Origin of the sequence: Acidisarcina polymorpha (assembly GCF_003330725.1) — a bacterium.
GTDB classification, from domain to species: Bacteria; Acidobacteriota; Terriglobia; order Terriglobales; family Acidobacteriaceae; genus Acidisarcina; species Acidisarcina polymorpha.
In genome coordinates, this window is record NZ_CP030840.1 from 4,493,643 (window position 1) to 4,516,818 (window position 23,176).

General features: G+C 55.6%; 22 protein-coding genes. 10 read left to right on the forward strand and 12 right to left on the reverse strand.

Annotated features, from left to right (window positions below; genetic code table 11):
* Positions 1–64: 64 nt before the first annotated feature.
* On the reverse strand, positions 65–613 hold the full coding sequence (locus ACPOL_RS18975) for a DinB family protein (RefSeq protein WP_114210920.1): 549 nt from the start codon (positions 611–613) through the stop codon (positions 65–67).
* A gap of 248 nt (positions 614–861) precedes the next feature.
* Between ACPOL_RS18975 and ACPOL_RS18980 the strand changes: the two genes are divergently transcribed.
* Entirely contained in the window at positions 862–1,863 is a 1,002-nt protein-coding gene (locus tag ACPOL_RS18980; protein ID WP_150133064.1) for a hypothetical protein, read from the forward strand.
* Between the two features lie 95 nt (positions 1,864–1,958).
* Here ACPOL_RS18980 and ACPOL_RS18985 read toward each other — a convergent pair whose 3' ends face one another.
* A complete protein-coding gene (locus tag ACPOL_RS18985; protein ID WP_236656884.1) occupies positions 1,959–2,339 on the reverse strand; it encodes a TraR/DksA family transcriptional regulator in 381 nt (126 codons plus the stop codon).
* Positions 2,340–2,501: 162 nt separating this feature from the next.
* Here ACPOL_RS18985 and ACPOL_RS18990 point away from each other — a divergent pair, with 162 nt between their 5' ends.
* Complete coding sequence (locus tag ACPOL_RS18990) at positions 2,502–2,933, forward strand: hypothetical protein (RefSeq protein ID WP_114208445.1); 432 nt, start codon at positions 2,502–2,504, stop codon at positions 2,931–2,933.
* A gap of 288 nt (positions 2,934–3,221) precedes the next feature.
* Positions 3,222–3,374 (forward strand): lmo0937 family membrane protein, encoded by a 153-nt coding sequence (locus ACPOL_RS18995; protein WP_114208446.1) that lies wholly within the window; start codon positions 3,222–3,224, stop codon positions 3,372–3,374.
* Between the two features lie 146 nt (positions 3,375–3,520).
* Here ACPOL_RS18995 and ACPOL_RS19000 read toward each other — a convergent pair whose 3' ends face one another.
* Together ACPOL_RS19000 and ACPOL_RS19005 are read right to left on the reverse strand one after the other, a co-directional pair.
* Positions 3,521–4,063, reverse strand: a complete 543-nt coding sequence (locus ACPOL_RS19000; RefSeq protein ID WP_114208447.1) for an adenine phosphoribosyltransferase — start codon at positions 4,061–4,063, stop codon at positions 3,521–3,523.
* Between the two features lie 31 nt (positions 4,064–4,094).
* The gene (locus ACPOL_RS19005; protein ID WP_236656885.1) at positions 4,095–4,499 is read right to left on the reverse strand and encodes an acylphosphatase; all 405 of its coding nucleotides are present in this window, start codon (positions 4,497–4,499) and stop codon (positions 4,095–4,097) included.
* A gap of 191 nt (positions 4,500–4,690) precedes the next feature.
* On the opposite strand from ACPOL_RS19005, the gene ACPOL_RS19010 reads away from it, so the two are divergent.
* Positions 4,691–6,418: an alpha-amylase family glycosyl hydrolase gene (locus tag ACPOL_RS19010; RefSeq protein ID WP_161557440.1), complete on the forward strand. Its 1,728-nt coding sequence runs from the start codon at positions 4,691–4,693 to the stop codon at positions 6,416–6,418.
* Between the two features lie 122 nt (positions 6,419–6,540).
* On the opposite strand, the gene efp is transcribed toward ACPOL_RS19010, so the two are convergent.
* Positions 6,541–7,101: an elongation factor P gene (efp, locus tag ACPOL_RS19015; RefSeq protein WP_114208449.1), complete on the reverse strand. Its 561-nt coding sequence runs from the start codon at positions 7,099–7,101 to the stop codon at positions 6,541–6,543.
* Between the two features lie 502 nt (positions 7,102–7,603).
* Between efp and ACPOL_RS19020 the strand changes: the two genes are divergently transcribed.
* From ACPOL_RS19020 to pgm, 5 genes are all read left to right on the forward strand, one after another.
* A complete protein-coding gene (locus tag ACPOL_RS19020; protein WP_114210922.1) occupies positions 7,604–8,206 on the forward strand; it encodes an RNA polymerase sigma factor in 603 nt (200 codons plus the stop codon).
* A 253-nt stretch (positions 8,207–8,459) separates the two neighbouring features.
* The gene (locus tag ACPOL_RS19025; protein WP_114208450.1) at positions 8,460–9,107 is read left to right on the forward strand and encodes a Crp/Fnr family transcriptional regulator; all 648 of its coding nucleotides are present in this window, start codon (positions 8,460–8,462) and stop codon (positions 9,105–9,107) included.
* A gap of 131 nt (positions 9,108–9,238) precedes the next feature.
* Positions 9,239–9,901, forward strand: a complete 663-nt coding sequence (locus tag ACPOL_RS19030) for a histidine phosphatase family protein (RefSeq protein WP_114208451.1) — start codon at positions 9,239–9,241, stop codon at positions 9,899–9,901.
* Between the two features lie 73 nt (positions 9,902–9,974).
* Positions 9,975–12,500: a glycogen/starch/alpha-glucan phosphorylase gene (locus tag ACPOL_RS19035; protein WP_114208452.1), complete on the forward strand. Its 2,526-nt coding sequence runs from the start codon at positions 9,975–9,977 to the stop codon at positions 12,498–12,500.
* Positions 12,485–14,182, forward strand: a complete 1,698-nt coding sequence (gene pgm / locus ACPOL_RS19040) for a phosphoglucomutase (alpha-D-glucose-1,6-bisphosphate-dependent) (protein WP_114208453.1) — start codon at positions 12,485–12,487, stop codon at positions 14,180–14,182. The genes ACPOL_RS19035 and pgm overlap by 16 nt, the downstream gene beginning before the upstream one ends.
* Positions 14,183–14,303: 121 nt before the next feature.
* Here pgm and ACPOL_RS19045 read toward each other — a convergent pair whose 3' ends face one another.
* From ACPOL_RS19045 to ACPOL_RS19070, 6 genes are all read right to left on the reverse strand, one after another.
* A complete protein-coding gene (locus ACPOL_RS19045; protein WP_114208454.1) occupies positions 14,304–14,783 on the reverse strand; it encodes a hypothetical protein in 480 nt (159 codons plus the stop codon).
* Between the two features lie 60 nt (positions 14,784–14,843).
* On the reverse strand, positions 14,844–16,226 hold the full coding sequence (locus ACPOL_RS19050; RefSeq protein WP_114208455.1) for a TolC family protein: 1,383 nt from the start codon (positions 16,224–16,226) through the stop codon (positions 14,844–14,846).
* A gap of 29 nt (positions 16,227–16,255) precedes the next feature.
* Complete coding sequence (locus ACPOL_RS19055; RefSeq protein ID WP_236656886.1) at positions 16,256–17,884, reverse strand: MFS transporter; 1,629 nt, start codon at positions 17,882–17,884, stop codon at positions 16,256–16,258.
* Positions 17,881–19,029 carry an HlyD family secretion protein gene (locus ACPOL_RS19060; protein WP_114208457.1) on the reverse strand — a complete coding sequence of 383 codons (1,149 nt, stop codon included), beginning with the start codon at positions 19,027–19,029 and terminating at the stop codon, positions 17,881–17,883. Before ACPOL_RS19060 ends, ACPOL_RS19055 begins: the two co-directional genes overlap by 4 nt.
* 155 nt (positions 19,030–19,184) lie before the next feature.
* Positions 19,185–19,619, reverse strand: coding sequence for a universal stress protein (locus tag ACPOL_RS19065; RefSeq protein ID WP_114208458.1), 435 nt, complete (start codon positions 19,617–19,619; stop codon positions 19,185–19,187).
* A 340-nt stretch (positions 19,620–19,959) separates the two neighbouring features.
* Positions 19,960–20,373 (reverse strand): hypothetical protein, encoded by a 414-nt coding sequence (locus ACPOL_RS19070; RefSeq protein ID WP_236656887.1) that lies wholly within the window; start codon positions 20,371–20,373, stop codon positions 19,960–19,962.
* Positions 20,374–20,617: 244 nt separating this feature from the next.
* Between ACPOL_RS19070 and ACPOL_RS19075 the strand changes: the two genes are divergently transcribed.
* Positions 20,618–22,411 carry a hypothetical protein gene (locus tag ACPOL_RS19075; protein ID WP_114208460.1) on the forward strand — a complete coding sequence of 598 codons (1,794 nt, stop codon included), beginning with the start codon at positions 20,618–20,620 and terminating at the stop codon, positions 22,409–22,411.
* Positions 22,412–22,450: 39 nt separating this feature from the next.
* Here ACPOL_RS19075 and ACPOL_RS19080 read toward each other — a convergent pair whose 3' ends face one another.
* Complete coding sequence (locus tag ACPOL_RS19080) at positions 22,451–23,134, reverse strand: SOS response-associated peptidase (RefSeq protein ID WP_114208461.1); 684 nt, start codon at positions 23,132–23,134, stop codon at positions 22,451–22,453.
* Positions 23,135–23,176 lie beyond the last annotated feature (42 nt).

Here is a 23,176-nt window from a genome sequence, read left to right on the forward strand (position 1 = left end):
GACGCTCCCTCGACTATGGTCTCATCTGGTGACAAACGCGGTTTTCTTATCCGTCTTAAGCAGGCTATTTCTCACTGCTTGGCGGTACTTGCCCCTTAAGTCGCATATAGATGGCCAAGGTTGCATATTGTTCATTGTCGTGTGCCACGTTACCCCATAGAAGTCCCAGGCGGGAGCGCTTAAAGGGACCAGCGTCAATGACTTCCCTCATGTTGGCATCGGTGAGCGATGCGTACGCCTTGTCACACTCGGCAAAGGAGGACTTGAGAGCGTCGACGATAGCTGCCTTGTCGGCCGTTTCCGCCGGAACTGTAGAAGCGCTTTGCTTCGTCTGGTTAATGGCTCCGCAGATCCGATCCTGTGCCTCCGTAACGTGGTTAACCACGCGCGCGAAGGTGCGGATGTCGGCAGTAGGCTTGAAGCTGTAGTCCTCGGCCGGCATCTTGTCGGCTGCCTTGATGACATTGGCCTTTATGCGCTCATAGTTGGTCTGCACTTCCTTCGAGAGCGAGTCCGCAGCGCTTGGGCTTGCAGAATTTGCCGGCTGCTGTGCGCCTGCCATTACGGAGAGAGTCACACCCGTCACCACATACGCCATCCAAATCCGCCGCATTCTTCCTCCTTGCAATTGCTTCAACAGCGTACCACCTGGATTTTCTTTCCGCTTGTCCAGAAAAAAGGACGTAGATGAGGCCAACTTTGTTTCCAGTAAGAGTGACTTTGGCTTGCTGAGAGTTGTCGAATACAAAGGCGAAGATGGTTTCTACAAAACTCCAAATTGAGAAGGCTTTTTCTCGAGAAAGGCCCTCATAACAGTCGCGAAAAGCTTCCCGCGGACTTCGTTTTTGCTCTAATAGCCAAATGAAGAACCTTCGACTCGTTTCGATGTCTCTGCTCTTGGTTTGCTGTTCATGGATGGCTTCGGCACAGGCCTCAAACCAGCGCTTGATATTGAAGGACGGTTCCTACCAAATTGTTCACAAGTATGAGGTGGTTGGCGATCGAGTCCGGTACATCAGCGCTGAGCGTGGCGGAGATTGGGAGGAGCTCCCTGCAAGCCTTGTGGATTGGAGCGCGACGAACGCCTGGGCGAAGGCGCATGCTCCTGGAGCCCCCGGGCCAGTCGTCACGAGTCCGATTGCCGTTCCCGCAGGAAGCCAGGATGCGGCTCAGATCGACAAGGAGGCCAAAGCTGAGCACGATGAAGAGGTGGCGAGAATGCCGACTGTGGCGCCCGGTCTACGGCTTCCGGATGCGGACGGGGTTTTCATTCTCGATACCTTTCACGATCAGCCGGAACTGATCGAAGTGCCGCAGAACAGCGGCGGCCTGAATACCAGCACACCCCACAACGTTCTGCGAGCAGCGATTCCCGGCGGAGGCACCAAGCAACTCATCCAATTGGAAGGCTATAAGGCTAAAGTCCAGCTGCACGTGAGCCAGCCAGTGATCTATGTGAGCCTCGATGATCCGAAGGAGCGCACCGAGGCCGATGATTCGGCACTCACCGTCGACACCCGTGGAGCAAGTTCAGTGAAGGACAAGTCGCATAGCTCAGCGACCAGTCGCTACGCGATCATCCGGGTACAGGTGAAACGTGAGACGCGCGTGATTGGCGCACTCAAAATCAGCCTGTTAGGAAAGGCAGAGCAGTCGGTGGATATCGTTGAGACCACATCGGAGATTTTGCCGGGAAATCATTGGATGAAATTGACTCCGAAGCAGCCATTGGACATCGACGAATATGCCCTCATGGAGGTCCTCGCACCAGGCCAGATCAATCTGGCGGTTTGGGATTTTGGAGTAAGTCCGCGAGACCCAGAAGCGAAGAATGCGATTACGCCGGTTGAAGGAGTGAAGTAAAGGAAGTGATTTAAGAGGAAAAGTTAAGTCAGGGAGCAAGTGAGTCGTCCCAGGCTAAGGTTCGGCAAGCCTGGGACGCTCATCTTCTAACTGGGCTAGGCCGCGCGGACAGGATCTTCCAGTTCGCCGTTTTCGATCTTTTCCTGACAATTTATGCAATAAGGAGTCCATGGCAGGGCTTCAAGGCGCTTGATACCGATGGTCTCGCCACATTGCAGACACTCACCGAAAGTCCCATCGGAAAGGCGATCCAGCGCTGCCCGCACCAGCGTCAGTTGCACGTGCCCGTTCGTTCCTTGGCTAAACAGCAATTCCTTCTGATAGGAGGCGACCGCCTGATCGGCGACATCCTGGGTGTCATCGGTGCTGGTTTCACGGCCCTGCTCGACGGCGGAGAGCATGGCGCGCTGGAGGTCCGCCTGTTGGCGCAACAGTTTGTCTTCAAACTGGCGGACGGTTTCTGGCGAATGGGTCACTTCGAGTGCTCCTTCAAAGTATCGAGAATCGTTTGTCCTCATGTTGGACGCGAGATTTCAGAAATAGATGTTTCCGCATCCAGCAGGGCGAAAGTATTTCTGTCTTCAACAGACGGTCGAGGGGCTTGCCACGATGCACTCATGTCAATAGGCTAGGAACATATGTACGAAGATTTCCAGGTAAGAGACCGCTGGACAGGTGAAGATCTCCACTGCCAGTGGAAAGCCAACATTGTCGCGATCGCCACCCGGCATGCCGATGCTGTTGATGTGAGATTCGAAGTCAATGAGCGGCCAGTGTGGATCGCGATGCCGGCCGTGGCATGGGTTGCCCAGAAGAAGCGGAGCGGGGGCGTCATCACGGATGCACTAGCCGCTCAAATAGCCGGTCATTACCTGAAAGAAGCGGTTGAATCCGGGTATGACAACGGTCGAGAGATGTACACCATGACCGTGACCGAGGTGTTGGAGCACCTCGACGCAGTGATGTCCGAAGCGAAGCATACCGCCAAGCTACCAGTGCTCCCGATTTTGTCAGAGGAGACGGGCTCGGTCGATTATGTCCCTAGTCGGAATACGGAAATTTCTGAATGAGCTTCTGGGGTGGTGACAGACCCTTCAAAGCAACCTAATCGCCCAAGGCGTCGACAAACATGGATGCATCGCAATCCACTTGCGCAAGGCGGCTGACTTCTCTCCTACATCAAGGTATTTGCCCAAATTGAGCTGTGAACGCGCTTACACGAAGTCTGCCGGTGTTCATTTCCTGAAAATTGGAACAACTTCTGAGGCCATTGATGCAACTTAATGGTAACCAAGAGTTTACACAAGCCGCCCCCCTGCGGCGGGCGACTTCTGGCGAGCACGTTTAAGGAGAAAGAGATGTATTTAATTATCGGGCTGGTTCTGGTATTGCTCTGGCTGGGTGGATTTTTCGTGTTCCACACGGCAGGATTCTTGATCCATATCTTGTTGATCTTCGCGGTCATTTCGATCGTCTTCCACTTTTTGCGAGGCGGGACGCGAGCCGTTTAAGAAGTGTCTGAGTTCCGAAAAGGGCGCGGAGTGCGCCCTTTTCGTTTTGCCCAGAATTAGGGAACAGCTCAACCGCCTTCGCCCTGGGCATTCCTGCGAGTCCCGGTCAAACCCACACTTCGGCATGTGGGTGTTCCGGCAGGGAATTATTCGTCGTAGTGAAGCAGGCTGAAGACGTCGTAATGTGCAAACTTCTCTCGTCCCCTAAGGAAATCAAGTTCGACGGCAAAAGCCAGCCCCGCGATCTCGCCGCCAAGCTGTTGGACAAGCTTGATTGTCGCCTCCATGGTACCGCCGGTGGCGAGCAGGTCATCGACGAGAATGACCTTCTGCCCCGGTTCGATGGCATCCACGTGGATTTCCAGCGAATCACTGCCATATTCAAGGTCATAAGTAACCTTGGCGGTGGGAGCGGGGAGCTTGCGCGGCTTGCGGACGGGCACGAATCCGGCATTCAGGCGATAGGCAAGCGCCGGGCCGAAGATGAAGCCCCGAGCCTCAATTCCTAGTACCAGATCGACGTCTGAGCCGATGTAGTGTTGCGCAAACGCGTCGATCATCTCGGCGAAGCCTTTGCGATCTTTCAGCAGCGTAGTGATGTCGTAAAAGAGGATGCCTGGTTTGGGGAAATCAGGAACGGTGCGGACAAGGGCCTTCAGCGGCTCGCAATCAATGGGGGGAAGAGGCATAAAATTGGGGACAAACTCCTTAAATGGAAGGCTACCAAGCTCCTTCGATGTGAAACGGCCCGAAACCTTCAGCCTCGGTCTCCGCTAATTCCTGCCGCAATACAGCGTCGACCCGACTGCCTCTCGAGCCCTTCCGGAGCGCCTGTTGTAGCAGTTCAAGGTTCTTTGGCTCTCCGGCGGCCACGATCTCGACATGGCCATCTTCAGTGTTGCGCACCCAGCCTCGCAAGTTGAGTTCCGCGGCCTCGCGATGGACAAACCAGCGGAAACCTACTCCTTGAACGCGGCCCTTGACTAGGTAATGGTGGACCATTGCTTCTAGGTCAGTGTTGCAGATGATGAAGTGGGGCGCAACCCAGCCGGATTTGTGCTTTTTGTAACGTAAGGGCCCGGTGGATTCCCGTGCAAAAGTTCTCGCCTGCTGTCGCGCGAGCAAGGCTTTCCTCCCTTAAACAAGACTTTCCACCTAAACAATCAATAGACACGCGGAGCGATCGAGAGCAAAATGGGTTGATTTCGCAGTATGGTTCCCATGGTTCCCATGTCTCCCCGAGCCAACCTGTCCTTTGCAGAAGATTTTTACAGCTCGCTGGCCGGTTAATTTACAAGCTCCCTTCGAGGTGGAAAGTGACGAAGTGCTTCTTATCGCTCGTTTTTCTTTTGCTCGTGCGGAACTCGATTTGGGCGCAGCAACCAGTCGACTACCGCTCGCGCACGATTTACTTCGCGGTCACCGACCGTTTCAACCCCCAACATCCTTTCCATCCGTACATCGATCCGGAATACCCAGACGCCACAAATACCTCTGATTGCTTCACTACGAGCTGTCCGCAAGAAGATCAATGGCGGAAATACTGGGGCGGTGACATTCAAGGTGTGAAAGAAAAGCTTAATTATCTCGACCAGCTCGGGGTCTCGGCGGTCTGGCTGACGCCCTTGATGGAGAATGTTCGCGCCTATGAAGGAGGAACCGGGTATGGTACCGGATACCACGGCTACTGGGTGCAGAATTATGACAAAGTCAATGCGCATTTCGGAGACTGGGACGACGTGAGTTCACTGGGTTCGCACTTGCGAGCCCATGGCATGCGCTATATGCAGGACATTACCCTGAACCACTCCAACCCGTACGACAATCACGTTTTTGGGAGGCTCTTTCAAGGCGAGAACGACGAAATCCTGGTGAAGACCTACCAAGATGATTTCGATAAGCAGAATGGTGTCCGTGCGTACAAGCATTATCAAGATACCCAACAATGCAAGGACGCAGAGAAGAAAAGCGATGCCGATTGGAGTTACTGGCAACTCCATCATTGCCTGCTCGCGGATCTGAGCGGCTACAACCAACACGATATCCGCATTGCCGACTATCTGATTGATGCTGGAAAAATCTGGATGGATCACGGCGTTCAGGACTTCCGCCTCGACGCGGTCAAGTTCCCCTTTCCCGACTTCATCTCGAAATTCACCCACGAGATGATCGAACATGCAGGAGACATAAATAGGCGTACGCCGCCCTACATTGTTGGAGAGTGGTCAGGAGGCGGAGTCGGCGACCAGAGGTCCCTCGCTTTCGCAAACGATTATGACTACTTCCGGACCAACATTCTGGACTTCACGCTGTCTCTGGCACTGAATCGGTTCATCGGCGGAAGCTACGAGTATTCGAGTGAAGTGTTCGATGGGGTGATGCTGAACGATCTATTGAAGGAGCGAGTGACAGCCTTCGAAGGCCGGGATACCTGGCAGGGGACTTTCATCGACAATCACGACCAGATTCGAACCATGGTGCGGCTGGACAAGATCGGAATCTGCAGCGAAGCCGAACGGGAAAGGAGGATGGACCTCGCAACGGTGCTCCTGATGACGGTGCGGGGTATCCCAATCATCTATTATGGCGATGAGCAGTATCTCGCCAACTACGATCTCTATGAGCAGAATGGACACTCCTACAGCAAGGAGTCGATCAATGCTTTTGGTGACGATCCATTCAATCGCCCAGGGATGAAGAGTTGGGAAGAAGACACGTCGGCGTTCCAGATTATCAAGATCTTAGCCGCATTGCGAAAGGCAAGTCCCGCCATCTGGAAGGGCGCCTATATCCCCTTATATGCCAGCGCCGATGTCCTGGTCTTCGAACGGAAGGAACAGAACGATTGCGTGCTCGTCGCGGTTAATCGCGGCGGCGCGAAGGACATCACCGTACCTTCCGGCTGCGGCCTGGCACCGGGTCGGCAATACGGGCTGCTCGAAAGGGCAAATAAGAATAATCAGAAGAGCTATGTGGACATCAATTCGGGCTCATCGTATATACACCTGGGTGAGTTGAGTTCCCTGGTGCTCTCGTCAAAGTAGAGTCGAAGGGCCATCCAGGCCGCGGAGCTTCGTAACCGAAGAAAACCCCACGGAGTTGGAAGACTCGAGTGGGGTTTTCCAGATTTCAGGAGGCAAGTCTGTCGTTAATCGCGCTCTGCCAATCACGCTCTGCTTAGATAAGCGCCTTCAGCCGTATCTACCCTGATCTTCTCCCCCTCGTTGATGAACGGTGGCACCTGTACGACCAGCCCGGTCTCGGTCTTTGCCGGCTTGGTCACTGACGAGGCGGTCGCCGACTTGATGCCGGGTTCCGTCTCGACCACCGTCATCTCGACCGTGCCCGGGAGCTCGATGCCGACCGGAATTCCGTCGAAGTACGAAACCTTAATCTGAAGATTTGGAGTGAGGTACTCGACTGCATCCCCTAGCGTGGATTGCTTCAACGTCGTCTGCTCGTAATCCTGCGGATTCATGAAGTAGTAATCGTCGCCGTCCGCGTAGAGAAACTCCATCGGAACTTCGTCGACTACGACGCGCTCGATCGGGTCCGGGGAGCGAAAGCGGTGCTCAAACATCGCGCCGGTGCGCAGATTACGCAGCTTCGCCTGAATAAAGGCGCGAAGGTTGCCGGGGGTGCGATGCTCGACGGCAAAGACCGCGTGAAGTTCATTATTGTGCTTGATAATCATGCCCGGACGCATCTGGGTGGCGGGAATCGCCATAAAAAGGCTCCTTAGTGCTGATTGCTGGATTTGGCCGAAGGCCGGCGGGACAGGACCGTGAGTCTGCACCTAAAAGCCTATTGTATCGCAGGGGTTGCGTCGCCAACGCGAACCAAGCTCAAGGAGCAAAGTGAGGGAGTTTGACGGTCGTTGGCTAACGGTCATCGCTCGACGATCACGGGGTGTAGATCGGGCAGGCGATCGCAAGGTGACAGATCCTCACTCACAAGCCTGCTCGAAGCGTCGTTCAGACTGGTCGTGGTTCAGGTTGACCGAGCTAGCTGACTGTGAGCTAACCGTTGCTCACCTATTGGTAGAGGGGATCAACTGCCATAGTGAATGCAGCAGATGCCATCGTGAATTGAACCGCAGCAACGAGTGAGGAAGGCAATTCGGATCTGAGTTCTTTCACGCCGCTGCGCAAGACTGCGTTAGAAGGCTAGTGGAGCACGCGCCCGAAGTAGGCGATCCAAACATTCAACCTAAGGGACATGGCAACCTCATGAATCAACTGTCGATGATCGAAGGCAATGCCCAGCCGCCGGCCCCTACGAGGGAAGAGATGCTCGTGGAACTGGCGAAGCGCGGGGAGGCAAGCGCCTTCGTTGAACTTACTGACCGCCATTACGGACCGATATTTCGCAAGACCTACCAGATCACCGGCAATCGCGAGGATGCTGAGGATGCGTTGCAAAGTGCGCAGATGAAGGCCTTCATGCATATCGGTTCGTTCGATGGACGCTCGCTGTTCTCGACATGGATGACTCGCATTGCCATTAACTCTGCGCTTGGGATACTTCGCAAGAAGCGAGCGCTGCGGGAAGTTCCTTTTGAGGCTAAGCTGGATGACGACAATGGCTTGACATGCATTCAAATTCCAGACACAAGGTTTTGTCCTGAGGCACTTTACGCAGATTATGAGAGGGGTGCACAGATGCAGCAGGCGGTCGGCCGGCTACGGCCGAATCTCCGCAGGGTTATTGAACTCCGTCAGAGCCAGCATCTGTCCACGGTGGAGATAGCGGAACGACTGAGTATCTCCGTCTCGGCCGCCAAGTCACGGTTGTCCCGCGCCCGCAATATCCTTCGCAGGAGCATGCCTTAGGTGCACGCAAACCAGCGCCAAACCGGCTGAGGGCGGCGATGCCTGATTGCCTGCTGGATTTATGGATCGATGACAGTACGAGGCGGCGCGCAGCCTCGTCAGAGTGACGATCTATCAGCGATTCAGGAGCGAGAAAGGAGACTGCATGGCGTGGTTTTCTCTCTGAAGGCACCATCGAGGTTGTGAAATGCAGCATTTCGGTAGAGTCACCCAGATCATGGACTGTGGAACATGCCCTTATCGTACTTCAAGGATGTTCTGTAATCTCTCTCCTCCCAGCCTCGAAAAATTCAAAGCAATTGGGTCAAATTGTGACGTCAGCAAGGGCGTTACTCTGTTTCGGGAGCAGGAAGCGTGCGATGAGATATTCGTGCTTTGTACCGGGCAGATCAAGCTCTTCTGCACTTCGAAGGCGGGGAAAAGAGTGATTCTTAAAGTTGCTCAACCTGGGGATGTTCTTGGACTCAGCGCGATGATCGCCGGCGCCCGACACGAGGCCACGGCGGAGGCCATCGAATCCGTGCAGTTCAAACGAGTTCGAAAGGCAGAGTTCAACGAGTTTCTGCACGAGCATATCGAGGCAAGTTTGCATGCATCTCATGCGCTTTCGCTTGAAAGCAATAGGGCGCTTATCAACATCCGGCGTCTCGCCGTTTCCGCCTCAGCAGCAGGAAAATTAGCGGCGGTTTTGCTGAATTGGGGCTGCGGGGCAAGCCACCGGGAAGGCGAGTCGCGCTTCGCCATGACGCTTACACACGAGGAACTTGCCGCTTTGGCCGGGACCTCGCGGGAGACGGTGACCAGGACTTTACGCCGTTTCCAGGATGAACAGCTTATTCAGATCGCCGGCTACTCGATCCGCATCCTCTCCCCCCGTGGGCTTGAGGAATTATCCGGTTAGCGCTGGAGAGTTATGCCGAGGAGCTACTCCTCTCGAGGTAGCAGGGAGTCAACACGTTCTTGCCTTCCCGGCGATTTGATTGGAACATGTGGAAAGCCGCAAGAAGACTGAACACTTGAGGGGAGAAAATCATGAGCAAAGTCCTTCCAACGGTATACCTGGCGCGTCACGGCGATACCGCATGGACTAAGTCGGGACAGCATACGGGTCTCACCGATCTGCCCCTGACTGCAGACGGCGAGATCAACGCACGGCGACTCGGAGAACGTTTGAAGAACATCACGTTTGCGAACGTTTTTACCAGCCCATTGCAGCGTGCTAGGCGAACCTGTGAATTGGCCGGATTTCAAGGCCCGGCGAAAATTGATCGCGATCTTGTGGAGTGGAACTACGGCCGCTACGAGGGGCTGACGTCGGCCGAGGTGCTCGCTGAACGTCCGGACTGGCAGCTGTTCCGTGACGGCTGTCCGGAGGGAGAATCGCCCGCACAGGTTGGCGACCGCGCCGACCGGGTTGTCGGCCTGGTTCGATCCCTTACGGGTAATACGCTTCTATTTTCGAGCGGTCACTTCCTTCGCGTTCTTGCCGCCCGCTGGCTAAGCCTTGATCCCGGCTCCGGCGCACATTGGATACTGAACACCGCGAGTCTAAGCGCGCTCAGCTACGAGCACAACCTCTCCCGACCGGTGATTCAACTCTGGAACGACGATCATCATGTGGCTCGGGACGTTGATGAATCGCTCGCCGGAAGATCTTCGGCTCTTAATCAACCGCAAATATTATCCCGTACATAATCATCGAGAATTAATGGCCAGCTCGTAAGGTGACACACAAACGAGTTATGACACTCAGCCTAAAGGATCTTCGATGAGCACACCGGCGTTAAGGGAAGAGAAATCCGCGGCACCCGAGAAGTCGAACCAGAACCCAGCCAATCTGTCACAGCTTCTTGAATCCTACGGGAGCCTAAGCCCTTACATCGGGGCGGATCACGCGTTTTACGAGCACCACCTGCTCTACGATCGGGTGATCGATCCGGCGGTCGCGAGCGCCCGTGAGCAGTTTGAAGCCTTTTCCCGTTCTATCCGGGACATCCTCGCGCAGCGCTGGGTGTCAACCAAGAAAACCTATGAACAGCAGAATGCCAAGCGCGTCTACTATCTTTCTCTAGAGTTTCTAATTGGCCGCTCCCTGGCCAACAATGTCAGCAACCTGTTACTCGATCCGGCCGTGCAGCAAGCGGCCGAGGCAAAGGGGCTAGATTGGCTGGGGTTGATCGAACAGGAGCCGGATGCCGGGCTGGGCAACGGAGGCCTCGGCCGTCTGGCAGCTTGCTTTCTCGACTCGATGGCTATGATGCAAATTCCGGCCACGGGCTATGGACTGCGGTACGAATACGGCATGTTCAGGCAAACCATTGCGAATGGCTGGCAACAGGAGAATCCGGACAATTGGCTACGAGACGGTGATCCGTGGGAGGTTGCCCGACATCACGAGAAGGTGGAAGTCAAGCTGAATTGCTCTTTTCAGTTGCGAGCGGGAAACATTGAAACCGTTAGAGATAGGCCCTCCACTTTAATTGGCATACCCTTCGATCGTCCTGTAGTGGGCTATGGAGGCAAGACGATTAACACCCTCCGGCTATGGACGGCAGCGGCGCCTGATTATTTCGATTTCAAGGAATTTGGGACTGGCGACTTTGTCGGTGCGCTCAGTGACACCTTGGAAGCGGAATCGCTGACTCGGGTGCTCTACCCTGATGATTCCACGACGGCGGGGCAGGGACTACGTTTTTTGCAGGAGTATTTTCTGGTCGCCTGTTCGCTCGCCGATATCATTCGCCGCTTCAAGCGGTACAACACGGATTGGGAAAAACTGCCCGAAAAAGTGGCGATCCAGCTCAATGATACTCATCCTTCGATGGCGGTCGCTGAGTTGCTGCGCCTCCTGCTGGACGATGCTCACCTTGGATGGGACCAGGCCTGGGAGCTGACGAAGAAAACGCTTGCTTATACAAACCATACGCTTTTGCCGGAGGCCCTGGAGAAGTGGCCGGTGGCCTGGTTTGACGTACTGATTCCCCGCCACCTGGAAATTATTTATGAGATCAACCGCCGTCTGCTTGATGAGGTCCGCGTTCGCTTTCCGGGAGATAACGGGCGGGTTGAACGGGTGAGTCTCGTTGAAGAGGGCGAGCGGCGCAAGATCAGGATGGCGAACCTCGCGATTGTCGGCTCGCACAGCACCAACGGCGTGGCGGCAGTCCACTCGAGACTGCTGCGGACAACGACGGTTAAGGACCTTGCCGAGGTGTTTCCCGACCGCTTTAACAATAAGACGAACGGCGTCACGCCCAGGCGCTGGTTGTTGCAGGCTAATCCCGCGCTGGGTCAAGAGATTACTCAAGCGATTGGCAAGGAGTGGGTCACCGATTTAAGCAGGCTCAAGGAACTTCGCCGGTTTGCCGAGGACGGCGGGTTTCGCGAGGCGTTTCTCGCTTCCAAGCGGCAGGCGAAGCAGCGGTTTGCCGATTGGCTCCAATCGACGACCGGGCAGATTATCGATCCGGGCACTCTCTTCGACTGCCATGTCAAGCGTATTCATGAATACAAGCGGCAACTGCTGAACGCGCTCCGGATCATCGTGGTTTATAACCGGCTGCGCTCAAATCCGGAGCTCGACGTAGTGCCGCGGACCTTCATCTTCGCCGGAAAAGCGGCCCCCGCGTATCGATTGGCCAAACTGATCATCAAATTTCTCAATAACCTGGGAGCCACGATCGATGCAGACCCCGTGGTAAAGGGCCGGCTTAAAGTCCTATTTGTGCCCGAGTACAATGTTTCTCTGGCAGAGAGATTGATTCCGGCGAGTGATGTTTCCAACCAAATCTCCACTGCCGGTTATGAGGCCAGTGGGACGAGCAACATGAAATTCATGATGAATGGGGCACTAACCGTTGGTACCCGAGATGGGGCGACGATTGAAATGGCCGAAGAGGCAGGCGAAGAAAATCTTTTCCTGTTCGGGCTGACCGTGGAACAGGTCGTGAACAGCCGCAGCTGGTACAGCCCGTACTGGCACTATGATCATGACGCGGAGACCCGCGAAGCGCTCGACCTAATCTTCTCCGACCACTTCAGCCCCGATGAACCGGGTATATTCGCACCCTTGCGCGAAACGCTCCTGACCATGGGAGACCACTATATGCACCTGGCGGACCTAAAATCCTACTGCGAAGCGCATCACCAAGTCGGGATTTTATATGCCGATCCTGAGGCGTGGGCGAAGAAAGCTATTCTGAACGTTGCGAGCTCTGGTAAGTTTTCGAGTGATCGCACGATCGCTGAATATGCATCCGATATCTGGAAGGTGGAACCATGCCCAGTCATCTAGAGACGCAATCGCCGCCAAGCGCGAGCGAAAAGATTTCGCCGCTCGCCGGCAAACCGGCCCCAAAAGAATTGCTCGTGGACCTGGCTCGCCTGGAGGCGGCGTATTTTGAGCGCCATCCGGATCTGGCAGATCGCAACCAGCTCGTCGTCTTTGGCACCAGCGGCCACCGTGGCTCGCCATTGCGCGGCACCTTTACCGAAGCCCACATTCTCGCCATAACCCAGGCAATCTGCGACTACCGGCGCGCCCAGGGCACCGACGGGCCGCTCTATATGGGGAAAGATACCCACGCCTTGTCTGCACCCGCCCAGCAGACCGCGCTCAGCGTTCTGGCGGCAAATCGTGTGGAGACGGTGATCCAGGAAGGTGATGGCGTCACTCCGACTCCGGTGATCTCGCATGCGATTCTGGTCTATAACCGGGGCCGCAAGGAGCATCTCGCGGATGGAATCGTCATCACGCCGTCCCACAATCCACCCGAGGATGGAGGGTTCAAGTACAACCCGACCAATGGCGGCCCCGCGGACACCGAAGTCACGAGATGGGTTGAAGATCGTGCGAACGAATTGTTGCGGGGCGGCAATGCAGGCGTCAAGCGAATTCCTTACGGAGAGGCCCTCCAAGCGGCGTGTACTCATCAGCAAGATTTGATCTTGCCCTACGTTCGCGATCTCAAGAACGTCGTTGACATGGATGCCATTCGCGCCGCCGGGTTGAAGCTCGGGGTGGACCCGCTGGGGGGAGCCGCCCGGCCTTATTGGGAGCCGATCAACACCATCTACGGATTGGACATCAAGGTCGTCAACCCGGTGATCGACCCGACATTTTCGTTCATGACGGTGGACCACGACGGCAAAATCCGCATGGATTGCTCGAGCCCCTATGCGATGGCGAGTCTGGTCGGTCTGAAAGATCAATATCAGGTCGCATTTGCCAACGATCCGGATTCGGACCGTCACGGTATCGTCACTCCATCTGCGGGATTGATGAATCCAAATCACTACCTTGCCGTGGCCATTCGCTATTTGCTGACGCACCGTCCGCAGTGGTCCAAAGATGCGGTGGTCGGAAAAACCCTGGTGAGCAGCGGCATGATCGACCGAGTCGTCGAAAACCTGGGCCGTAAGCTGAGTGAGGTTCCAGTAGGCTTCAAGTGGTTTGTCTCAGGTTTGTATGACGGCTCTTACTGCTTCGGCGGGGAAGAAAGCGCCGGAGCCAGTTTTCTGCGCCTCGACGGTACCGTATGGACAACGGATAAGGACGGCCCGATTATGGACCTGCTGGCGGCAGAGATTACCGCTCGCACAGGCAAGGATCCCGGGGAGCACTACCGCGAACTCACCGAGCAGTTCGGCACTCCGTATTACACGCGCATCGATGCTGCCGCGACGCCGGAGCAGAAAGCCAAGTTGCAGAAGCTCTCGCCGGAGTCCGTCAAAGAGTCGGATCTGGCAGGCGAGCCAATCACTGCCAAGCTGACCAGCGCTCCAGGCAACCACGCTGCTATAGGGGGTTTAAAGGTAGTGTCGAACAGCGGTTGGTTCGCGGCCCGTCCTTCCGGCACCGAGAATATCTACAAGATCTATGCGGAGAGTTTCAAGAGCCAAACACACCTGGATGCGATCGTTAGCGAGGCCCAGGAGATAGTCAACAACGCTCTGGGTTCAGACGGCGGTTCATAGTTGAACTCAGTGTGGGGCATTTCAGTGAATGCTAAGTGCGATGCTTATTTTAGGAGCAGTCTACCCGCCCTCGCCATGCGTTTGCATGGTGAGGCTGGATTGCTCCGAGTGGGGGTACGATTCAAGTGCGGAGGGTCGCCGAGAGTTTTCCCCTTCGAAGAATATCGCGCAACTCCTTGCGGCAGGCGAAGCTGAAGCTTTCTAACGGATCCGCCCCGGACGTAAGCGCGGCAGTCCGCATCTCTTCGACGGTAAGGTTCGGTTCTCCATAGTGCATGACGATCCGTTTGATCAGGGTCTCGGCTGCCTGCAAGACTGGCTCCGTCGCGAGCAGGCGGATTCGGCTCACGATCGCAAAAAGCGCCACCACTTCATCGATATCTTCCAGGGTGTTGGTTAACGACTTACCATAGAGGCGGGATGCTTCGTTGATGAAGTCGGAATAGAGCGTCTCTCGTTGAGAGATTTGGCTGGTCAGAAGGTCCCGTTGTGTCGCACTGCGTTGGAGAATGAAGTTGCTTAAAATAGGGGCGAGCGCCCCGACTGATGAGCCTCCGAGGGCTGCCACGGCGCTAATGACGGCTGGATTTGCAGAGTACATACTGATACCCGTCTTCAACTAAGATAAGGGCTAGTCGTCTCGATGCGAAGGCTCTTTGACTTATCGAGGCAACTGACCGAGAGTGCGCTTGAGTTCGCCCTGGGCCAGCGACAAACCGAGGGTAGCCTCGAGCAATGAAGCTTTAGCCGAAGTAGCCTTTGCATGGGCCTCGACCCGCGCCGACGCAAGCGCGGCGTTTTGTTCATATTGACGATCTGTCAGGCGGGCGGCTTCCGTTCTCACCCCTAGTGCTTCTTCCGCCACTCCAACCATGCTTTTCAGTTGTTCCACCTTGTCGTAAGCTGCCTCTACTTGTACGGTCACCTCGTCGTCTATCTTGGCGAGATTGAGTTCTGCTTGAGAGAGTACTGTCTGTGCGTCTCGAATCTCCGCGTTGCGGCGGCCGCCATCGAACAAGTCATAGCTGAAATTAAGGCCGAAGGTCCCGAAGTTATGAACTAAGAGCGGGACGCCGCTCTGATAGCTGTACCGGGCTAATCCAGTTACGTCGGGAATATAGGCGTCCTTTGCTGCTCCCAGGGCAGCCTTTGCTTTGATAACTGCTTGCTGTGCGACTCGGATCTCAGGACTTTGCTGCCGTGCGATGCTGATGCATTCTTCACGGCTGGGAGTCGAAATGGACGCCGCTGAAGTGTCCGGATCGAGTTGCAGCTCTGTCTTCAGCGGGATCCCGAGAATGTCATTGAGTGTAAGCGTGAGATCGTGAATTTGGAGAGTCTGCGTCAACTCGGTCTGCTTAGCGTCGAGTAGCGTTGCCCGGCTTTCAAGCGCCACAACATCGAGGGCGCGTCCTTGCGTCACGGCGTCTGCACTCTCCTGGACCTTCACCTGGTTGGCGTTCACTTCATCGGCTGCCGCCTGAAGTCTCAGCTGACCGATCAGCAGGCCGTAGTAGAGTTGTCTAACCTTGAGTGCGATTTCATCCTCAGCCTGATTTACCTGGATCTTCGCGGTATTGATATCAGCGATGGCGGCGCGGTTTGATTCGTGAATCTTGAACATCTGGGTGAATGGCTGCGCCAAGCCGGTTCCGCTGGTATAACTTGTCAGCGATCCTTGGCCGATAAATAAGCTCCTGGCTGGAATCGGGCCGGTGGCTGGCGGCACACCAAAGGCTCCGGCAGGAACATCCACCCCGGCTAGTTCAGTCAAGTGCAGGACGCTGGACTCGTTCTTGATGTGGGGAAAGTAATCGGAGCGGGCAATCTCTTTCTTATGTTCCTTGTCGATCACTGAGAGCCGGGCGAGCAGAAGACTACGGTCTTGTTTGAGCGCCAAGTCGATGGCCTGGGAGAGAGTTAGGGACAACGGAGCCGCGGTCTGAGCATTTGCCGCGCCGGGCAAAGATATTCCAGTCACAAACAAAAAGATCGGCAGGATGACTTTGCGCGACGAGCGCCGGTTTTTCTTTAACTGCTGCATCTTCGATTCCTTCACCCTGCTTCGCCCTCTCAGGCCGGCACGACGGGAGCAGATATAACTTGCTTATATTGCGTAGGCACTCGCTGCATGCACGCAATGACCAACAAACAGCAGATGACCGAGGAGGCCACCAGCAAAAAGCCGTCGGTGATCGCCAAAGTGAACGCCTGCTGCCTCACCTGCAACCCGAGAATCTCTGCAGCTCTCGCCGTCGCGGTCGCCAATCCGGGAGAGTGACTCGCCATGGCTGCCCTTAGACCGAGCAAGCGTTGATCTGTGGTCGAACGGCCGAGGTCGACGCCGAGACCGAGGATATTGGAGTGGAACTGCTCGCGCACGGGGATGAAATGTTGCATATAGGCGGCCCCGATTTCTCCGCCCAAAAGACGAACAGTTTGGAAGTAGCCGGCAAAAGTAAGAACATCGATCGGCCGGCTGAGAGCTCCGGTGTTGATGACCTCGAGAATGATCGCTCCCACCATGCCGTTAAAGGCAAACGCGAAGCCCATCGCCAAAACCGCCTGAGAGAACCAAAAATTGCCGCCCGACCACTCCGAGGAGAGATGGGCATTCACAAGGCAACCCATTGCTACCATGGCGAAGCCGGCGGTCAGGATCAGCCTGGCATCCACGTACTGTAGTAGATACATTGCCAGGAAACCGCACAAAATCTGCGGAAGAGCAACCCAGAGCAGGACCGGGCCGGTCTGCAATGCAATATACCCTTTGGCCGAGGAAAGATAGCTCGGGATCAGGACGACGGTCGACAGCATGATGAAGCGAAAGAAAAACAAGACTATGCCGAGCAGCAGGGTGTTCCGTCTGGCGAGGAATTTGAAATTCACCATGGGATTGGGCATTACGAGCCTGCGTATCACCGTAACGAGAATGAGGAAGGCGCCCGATACGATCAATCCAATAATGGTGCCGGAGTGCAGCCAGTCCAATCGTTGACCCTGATCGAGCGCCATATACAAGAGCGAAAGGCCCAGGCTCGCGTATAGGAATCCTCTCCAATTTGGTTTCGGCTGACCCTCCTTCGGCTGCGGCAGCGGCTGCCACGGAATTCCAAAGTAAATCAGGACCATCATGACTGGAGTTAGCGCCGCGCCGCTCCAGAAGATCCAATGCCAGGAGAGATGGTCCATATACCAAGCTTCCAATGTGGTCGCGAAGTTGGTCGTGAAGACGATGTCCATCGCATAGGTCGCAATCCCAATCAGGACATATCGCATTGGCAGGTTGCGCAACACGAAGGAAAGGGTCAACGGATAAAAGGTGCCGGCCGTTAGCCCTGCGAGCACCAGCAACGCAAGCATGATCGGGAGGTTGGCAGCAAAGGGAAGTAACAAGCTGACCACCGTAAACAACGATGCGCAAGCTAAGAGCACTCGACGCGCACCAAGCAGGCCACCCAGGTAGACGGAGAAGGGGCCGATGAACATGAGGGATGCATTAAATGCCGTGCCGATCCACGACGCCTCGTCGAAGCCGAGGTGCAGAGCGCCTCTCAGGTCTGCCAATCCGACGCTGATCAGGCGGCCTGTACAGGTGGCAATCATGGCACCAAACAGAACGCCGAAGACCCCGAGCATCGGGTGAGTGGTAATCACCCTCGATGCAGGAACTGCTGACGGCGGGCTTGCGGGATCGCTCAAGGCTGTGCGCCTTCCGCTCTGGCGGTTTTGCCGGAGGCATGTACAGTGACTACGACAGAGAAGCCGGGACGCAGCATGCCTTGCAGCGGATGGTCTGGATCAAGGGCAATCTTGACCGGGATTCGCTGCACGACCTTGGTGAAGTTGCCGGTCGCATTGTCGGGCGGCAACAGCGCGAATTGCGAACCACTTGCCGGCGCTATCTCAACAACTCTCCCATGGAGCACAGTTCCAGGAAACGTATCGACGCTGATATCGGCGACGTCCCCCTTCCGAATGTTGGTCAGCTGCGTTTCCTTGTAGTTCGCTTGAATCCATACGTCGCCCTTGACCAAATCGATGGCCTGCATCCCAGGTGCCACTAATTGACCTTCCTGCACGTGGCGTTCCCCGACTGCACCTGCCGTCGGTGAAACGATTCTGGTGTAGCCAAGATTGACGTTGGCAACGACGATCGCTGCTTGCTTGGCCTGGATATCGGCGCGGTAGACGTTGTCTTTGATGTCGAGCGCCTCGCGCTGCCGCTTCTCGGCTTCGAGCAGGCTGTGGCTGCTTGCGAGCGAAGCCTCAGCGCGTTCCAGATCGGCCTGGCGACTGGCGAGCATGCTAGAGAAACGAGTTGCGTCTGCAACGGCCTGTTCTACCTGCTGATGAGTTGCTGCCTTGGAAGAGAGGAGAGCCTCCTGGCGCTTTCGTTCCAAGTCGGTCCGCAGAACATCCGGCTCAACAGCGGCTACGCCGGCCTTGGCTGCGGTGACCGCCGATTCAGCCTGCGTAACAACCGTTCCCGCATTTTCAATCTTGGTGTCTTCGATCCGCTTTGCGGCCTGGTTGTCTTCCAACTGCGCGCGCGCGCCGGCCAAGGCTGCATTTGCTTCCGCGAGCACTGCGCGGTAGTCCTCGTCGTCAAGCTGCACCAGCACTTGCCCGGGTTGGACCGTTTCGTAATCGCCGACTTCCATTTTCCGCACCGTGCCCGAAATACGTGTGCTTAGCGGCGTCATGTCGGCGCGCACATAGGCGTCGTCCGTGCGCTGCTCGGCGCTTCCACCTTCCCAGGAAGTCCAGCCATCTCTGATCGCGAAAAGCAGCACGGCGGCGACTCCTAGCGTGATTACCGGAAAGATGACAGCTCGTTTCGACATGTCTTAATTGCCCCTCGCATGGGAGATTGCAGATGCAAGTCCGTTGTTCCCGGCTTTCGATGTCGCCAAGGTGGGCACTTCCGGCAAGACGGAAATGGTCATCCGCCTAGCAATCGAAAGCCGACCACATCCGGAGCGGTGCGCTACCACTTTGATCAATGAACGCCGAGGATGCTGCAAGGCGCCTCCTGAGCAAGTTCATAGACAGTGCTCCATAATCTCGCTATGTATAAGTCGCGCTGGTGCAGGCCAATCACCAGGAGGTCCGCATGCTGTTTGCGCAGGAAGTCGACGATGGCGGCGACATCGTGGCCTTCTACGATGTGACTGGTGACCTCAACGTTGTGGTCGTGCGCCATCGCTAAGGCCTTCCGTTGCAATCCCTCGTAAAAGTCGAGTCGGTCATCTTTCAGAACTCTCGTCAGATCCGGGTCGGTTGCTGAGGCGAAAGCGGTATAAGCGGGTAGATCCGCAGCAACCGTGATCGTGCTCAGTTCCGCTGCGAGGCTCTTTGTTAGCCGAATGGCGGAGAGCAGCGCACGCTCGGATTCGGGGGATTCGTTGTAAGCGACGGCGATCTTTCTGAACATACAACTCCCTGAACTTCGCGGATCAAAGCTTCGTTGAACACGTTAAGTGCAAGCAGCGAAAAGGTCCTGGCGCTCCGTTCGTCAACGCCCTAACTATATAGCTGCGTAAGAAAGACTCGCATGCCTCAACTGGAATCACAACGTATCTCACCGCTAGCTAACAGTGATGAAGGGAGACGAAGAACTGTCTGAGATCGTCTCTTTAAATCTCTTAGGAAGAACTTCTCCTAGAGATGTGCGTTGGGTTTGGCCCGACTCCAAATAATGGGTCTACCCCCACGAAAGTGGGGTCTACGCGGCCCTCTGGATCCTCGTAGCCTCCAGGGTCTTCCTCGCTAGCTTATTCCTGGTAGGGGCCTTCCGACGAGCGTTGCGCAAAACTTTCGGCAGCGCGCAGCACTGCTCCCTTGAGCTTCTCGTCGGTGAACGGCTCCACGATGACGTCATAGCCTCCTGCCTCGAGAACTCCAGACCACAAGGGGAAGCTAGCCGTATGGGCATAGACCAAAATTGCGGGCTTTGGATTGAGCAGGGCTAGATCTCCCCAGATCGACCACCAGTCGCTATCCTGAAGAGCTGCGGGAATCAGGGCGACTTGGTATATTTCTCCGTGTCGAACGTAGTGTGCGAGCTCCGCCGCACGGCTTACAAGGACTGGAGACATACCGAAGGAAGTCAGCTTACGCCGAAAATCCTCTCGCATCTCAGCGCCTGCGACAGTAAGTATTCGTATCTGTTCATGGTTCTCCGTCACTATTGTCCTCGCACTACATACACGCGAGAATGACAGAGTTTGTTGGTTACGTGAGTATGCAACTGTTAGCTAACAGTGATGAGAAATTCAGTTCAGTTTGATCCAAAGCCATCCAAGGCTAAAATGGCCCCATGGTGGCCACTGCTCGTTCTGCAACAGCCCGCTCCGAATTCCAGCTTCCCTTTGGGCAGCAAAGACCTGCCGGGACGACGCCCGAATTCAAGCCGCACGGAGCTGTGAAAAAGTGAACACGGTCAACGAAAATACGGCTTCGAAAGACACGATCCGCCAGGAGCTTACCAGAATCCTGCAAAGCCCGATCTTTGCGCAGTCGGATCGTCTCGGCCGCTTCCTTCGATTCACGGTGGAACACGCTCTCAGCGGCAAAGACGAGGGCCTCAAGGAATATATCATCGGCACTGAGGTTTACGATCGCAAGCCGCCTTATCATCCGAGCCAGGACTCGATCGTTCGCACTGAAGCACGCCGGCTGCGGTTGAAACTGAAGGAGTATTACGAATCGGAAGGTAAGGAAGACCCGGTCTTCATCTATTTCCGTCCGGGTAGCTACATCCCTGTATTTCGATCCAAGAGTGCGCCGTCCGATGGGCCGTCGGGAGTTGCAAGCTCTAGTGAAGACTTGTTTGTAGAAGGTTCGGGAATAGCCATCGCCGTCATACCGTTTCTCGATGTATCGGGGCAGCCCTTATCCTCCACTTATGCAAGGGGCGTCACCGATGAACTGGTTCATGAACTCATGCATTGCGACGGCTGCCGGGTAATCGCGGCCAGTTCGATCGCTCAGCTTGGACTTCAAGTCCCTGATATTCCCGCGCTAGCTCGTAAGCTGGGAGTTCAGATCGTATTCGAAGGAACAGTGAGGGAAGAAGGAAATCGGATCCGCGTCACTTCCAGAATCGTGCATGCAGATGGCTTTCAACTCTGGTCTCAGCGATTCGATGCCGCCGTCGATTCGTCGAGCCTGTTCACCGTGCAGGAGCAGTTCGCCTCCGCTCTCGTGAACCGCGTGCGTCCACAGCAGTCTATCATTCGCTCGGCGGAGGCATCGGCAGGGCCATTCCTATTCTCCGTGTATCCTGCCATCCTGAAAGGAGAGGCACTTCTCGAGGAGGGAACCGCTGCCGATGTTCAGGCTGCCCTGACGAAATTCCGCGAGGTGACCGAGATCGCTCCGGGATTTGCTCGGCCTTATTGCGGGATTGCGCAATGTTATTCGTGGATGGCCCTGCACGACGTACTGCGGTCAGTGGATCTCGTCTCGCTCGCCAGGCATGCTGCTGAACGGGCCATCGAACTCGATAGTGAAATGAACGAATCTCTCGCCGCTCTGGGAAACGTCTTAGCGCTGGAATGGGATTGGAGCGCCGCGGAAGACAGTTTTCGGCAGGCCACTGCTTCAGGGTCGCACTCAGTCAGTAATCGCCAGTATGCTATGCTTCTGACCTTGCTGGGGCGCTTCGATGAGGCTTGGCTCTACCTGGAAAATGCACAGCAGACTGATCCTTTTTCCTATCTTCAGAAAGTCGCTTGTTCCAAGTTTTTCTTTCTGAGCCGGAGGTATGATGAGGCACTTGGGCATTTCTCGGAACCGCAGAAATATGGACCATTGCCGCTCGAAGTGCTGCTGTACCAGGCGCTGATATATGTTCAACTCGGTCAGCTGGAGGAGGCGAAGAAGTTGGCCAGGATGGTTCAGCGCAGCGCAGGCGCACAACTATCTTTGCGCGCCTGGATCGCCGAGTTGCTCGCCCGCTGTGGAGAAATCACCGCGGCGTTGGCTATCGTCGATGAGTTCAAGCTCGTGGCGCCGGGGAAGCCTTTCAGCAAATTTCGACAGGCGTCGCTCTTGATGGCGCTTGGGGACTCTGAAGCCGCACTCTCCTCACTTGCCTCGGCCTTTGCGGACAAGGAGCCCGAGTTGCCATGGCTTGCGGTCGATCCACGATTCGACTCGATCCGAAGTATTCCGAAATTTCAGGAAATCGTGAGCAAACTCAAGTTAGTCAATTCTGCCTGATCACGCTTACACCTACGAGAGCTACTGCCTGCTTCGCTGTTACTTTGAAGCCATACTTTCCGGCCAAATGCTCCCTGCAGTTCCTTCGAGTGGATTGCATGGAGCAAGGTCCATCTTCTCTGATTCGTAGGGACGCAAGAGGTCAACTGGTGGTTGATCCTCTTCACGCTCGAGCCACCTGCTGTAGTCAGCCGGATGCAGAATGACCGGCATGCGCGTATGCACCTGAGACGCCAGTTCATTGGCTTCAGTGGTGACAATGGCGAATGACTGTAACCAATTGCCACTGGGTTCCCTCCAGGCATCCCAAAGGCCTGCGAACGCAAATGGCTCGCCATTCGTAAGTCGAAAGGCGAAGGGCTGTTTTGTTTTGGCGTCTAGCCGCTTCCACTCGTAAAAACCGTCGGCGGGCACAAGACAGCGCCTCTTCTTGAATGGAACCCTCCATGTGGGGCTCTTCTCGACAGATTCCGCACGCGCATTGATCGTGGAAATACCCTTTACATCCGATAGCTGCCTGGTGAAGTAGGGAACTAGACCCCAGCGCATGAGGACAAGCTCACGTTCCCCGGTCTCCTTGTCATTTCGTATGACGGGTTGAAATGTCGTCGGAGCGACGTTGTAGTCTGCCTCAGAGATGATGAGGCTGGAAGGCAGATCGCGAATGTTGAACGCGTCCCCTATGCGCTGTTTGTCACTATGCCGGTAGTATCGTCCACACATGTGCGTCCAGGCTAAATCATCCTCTTTAATCTACCCACGGCG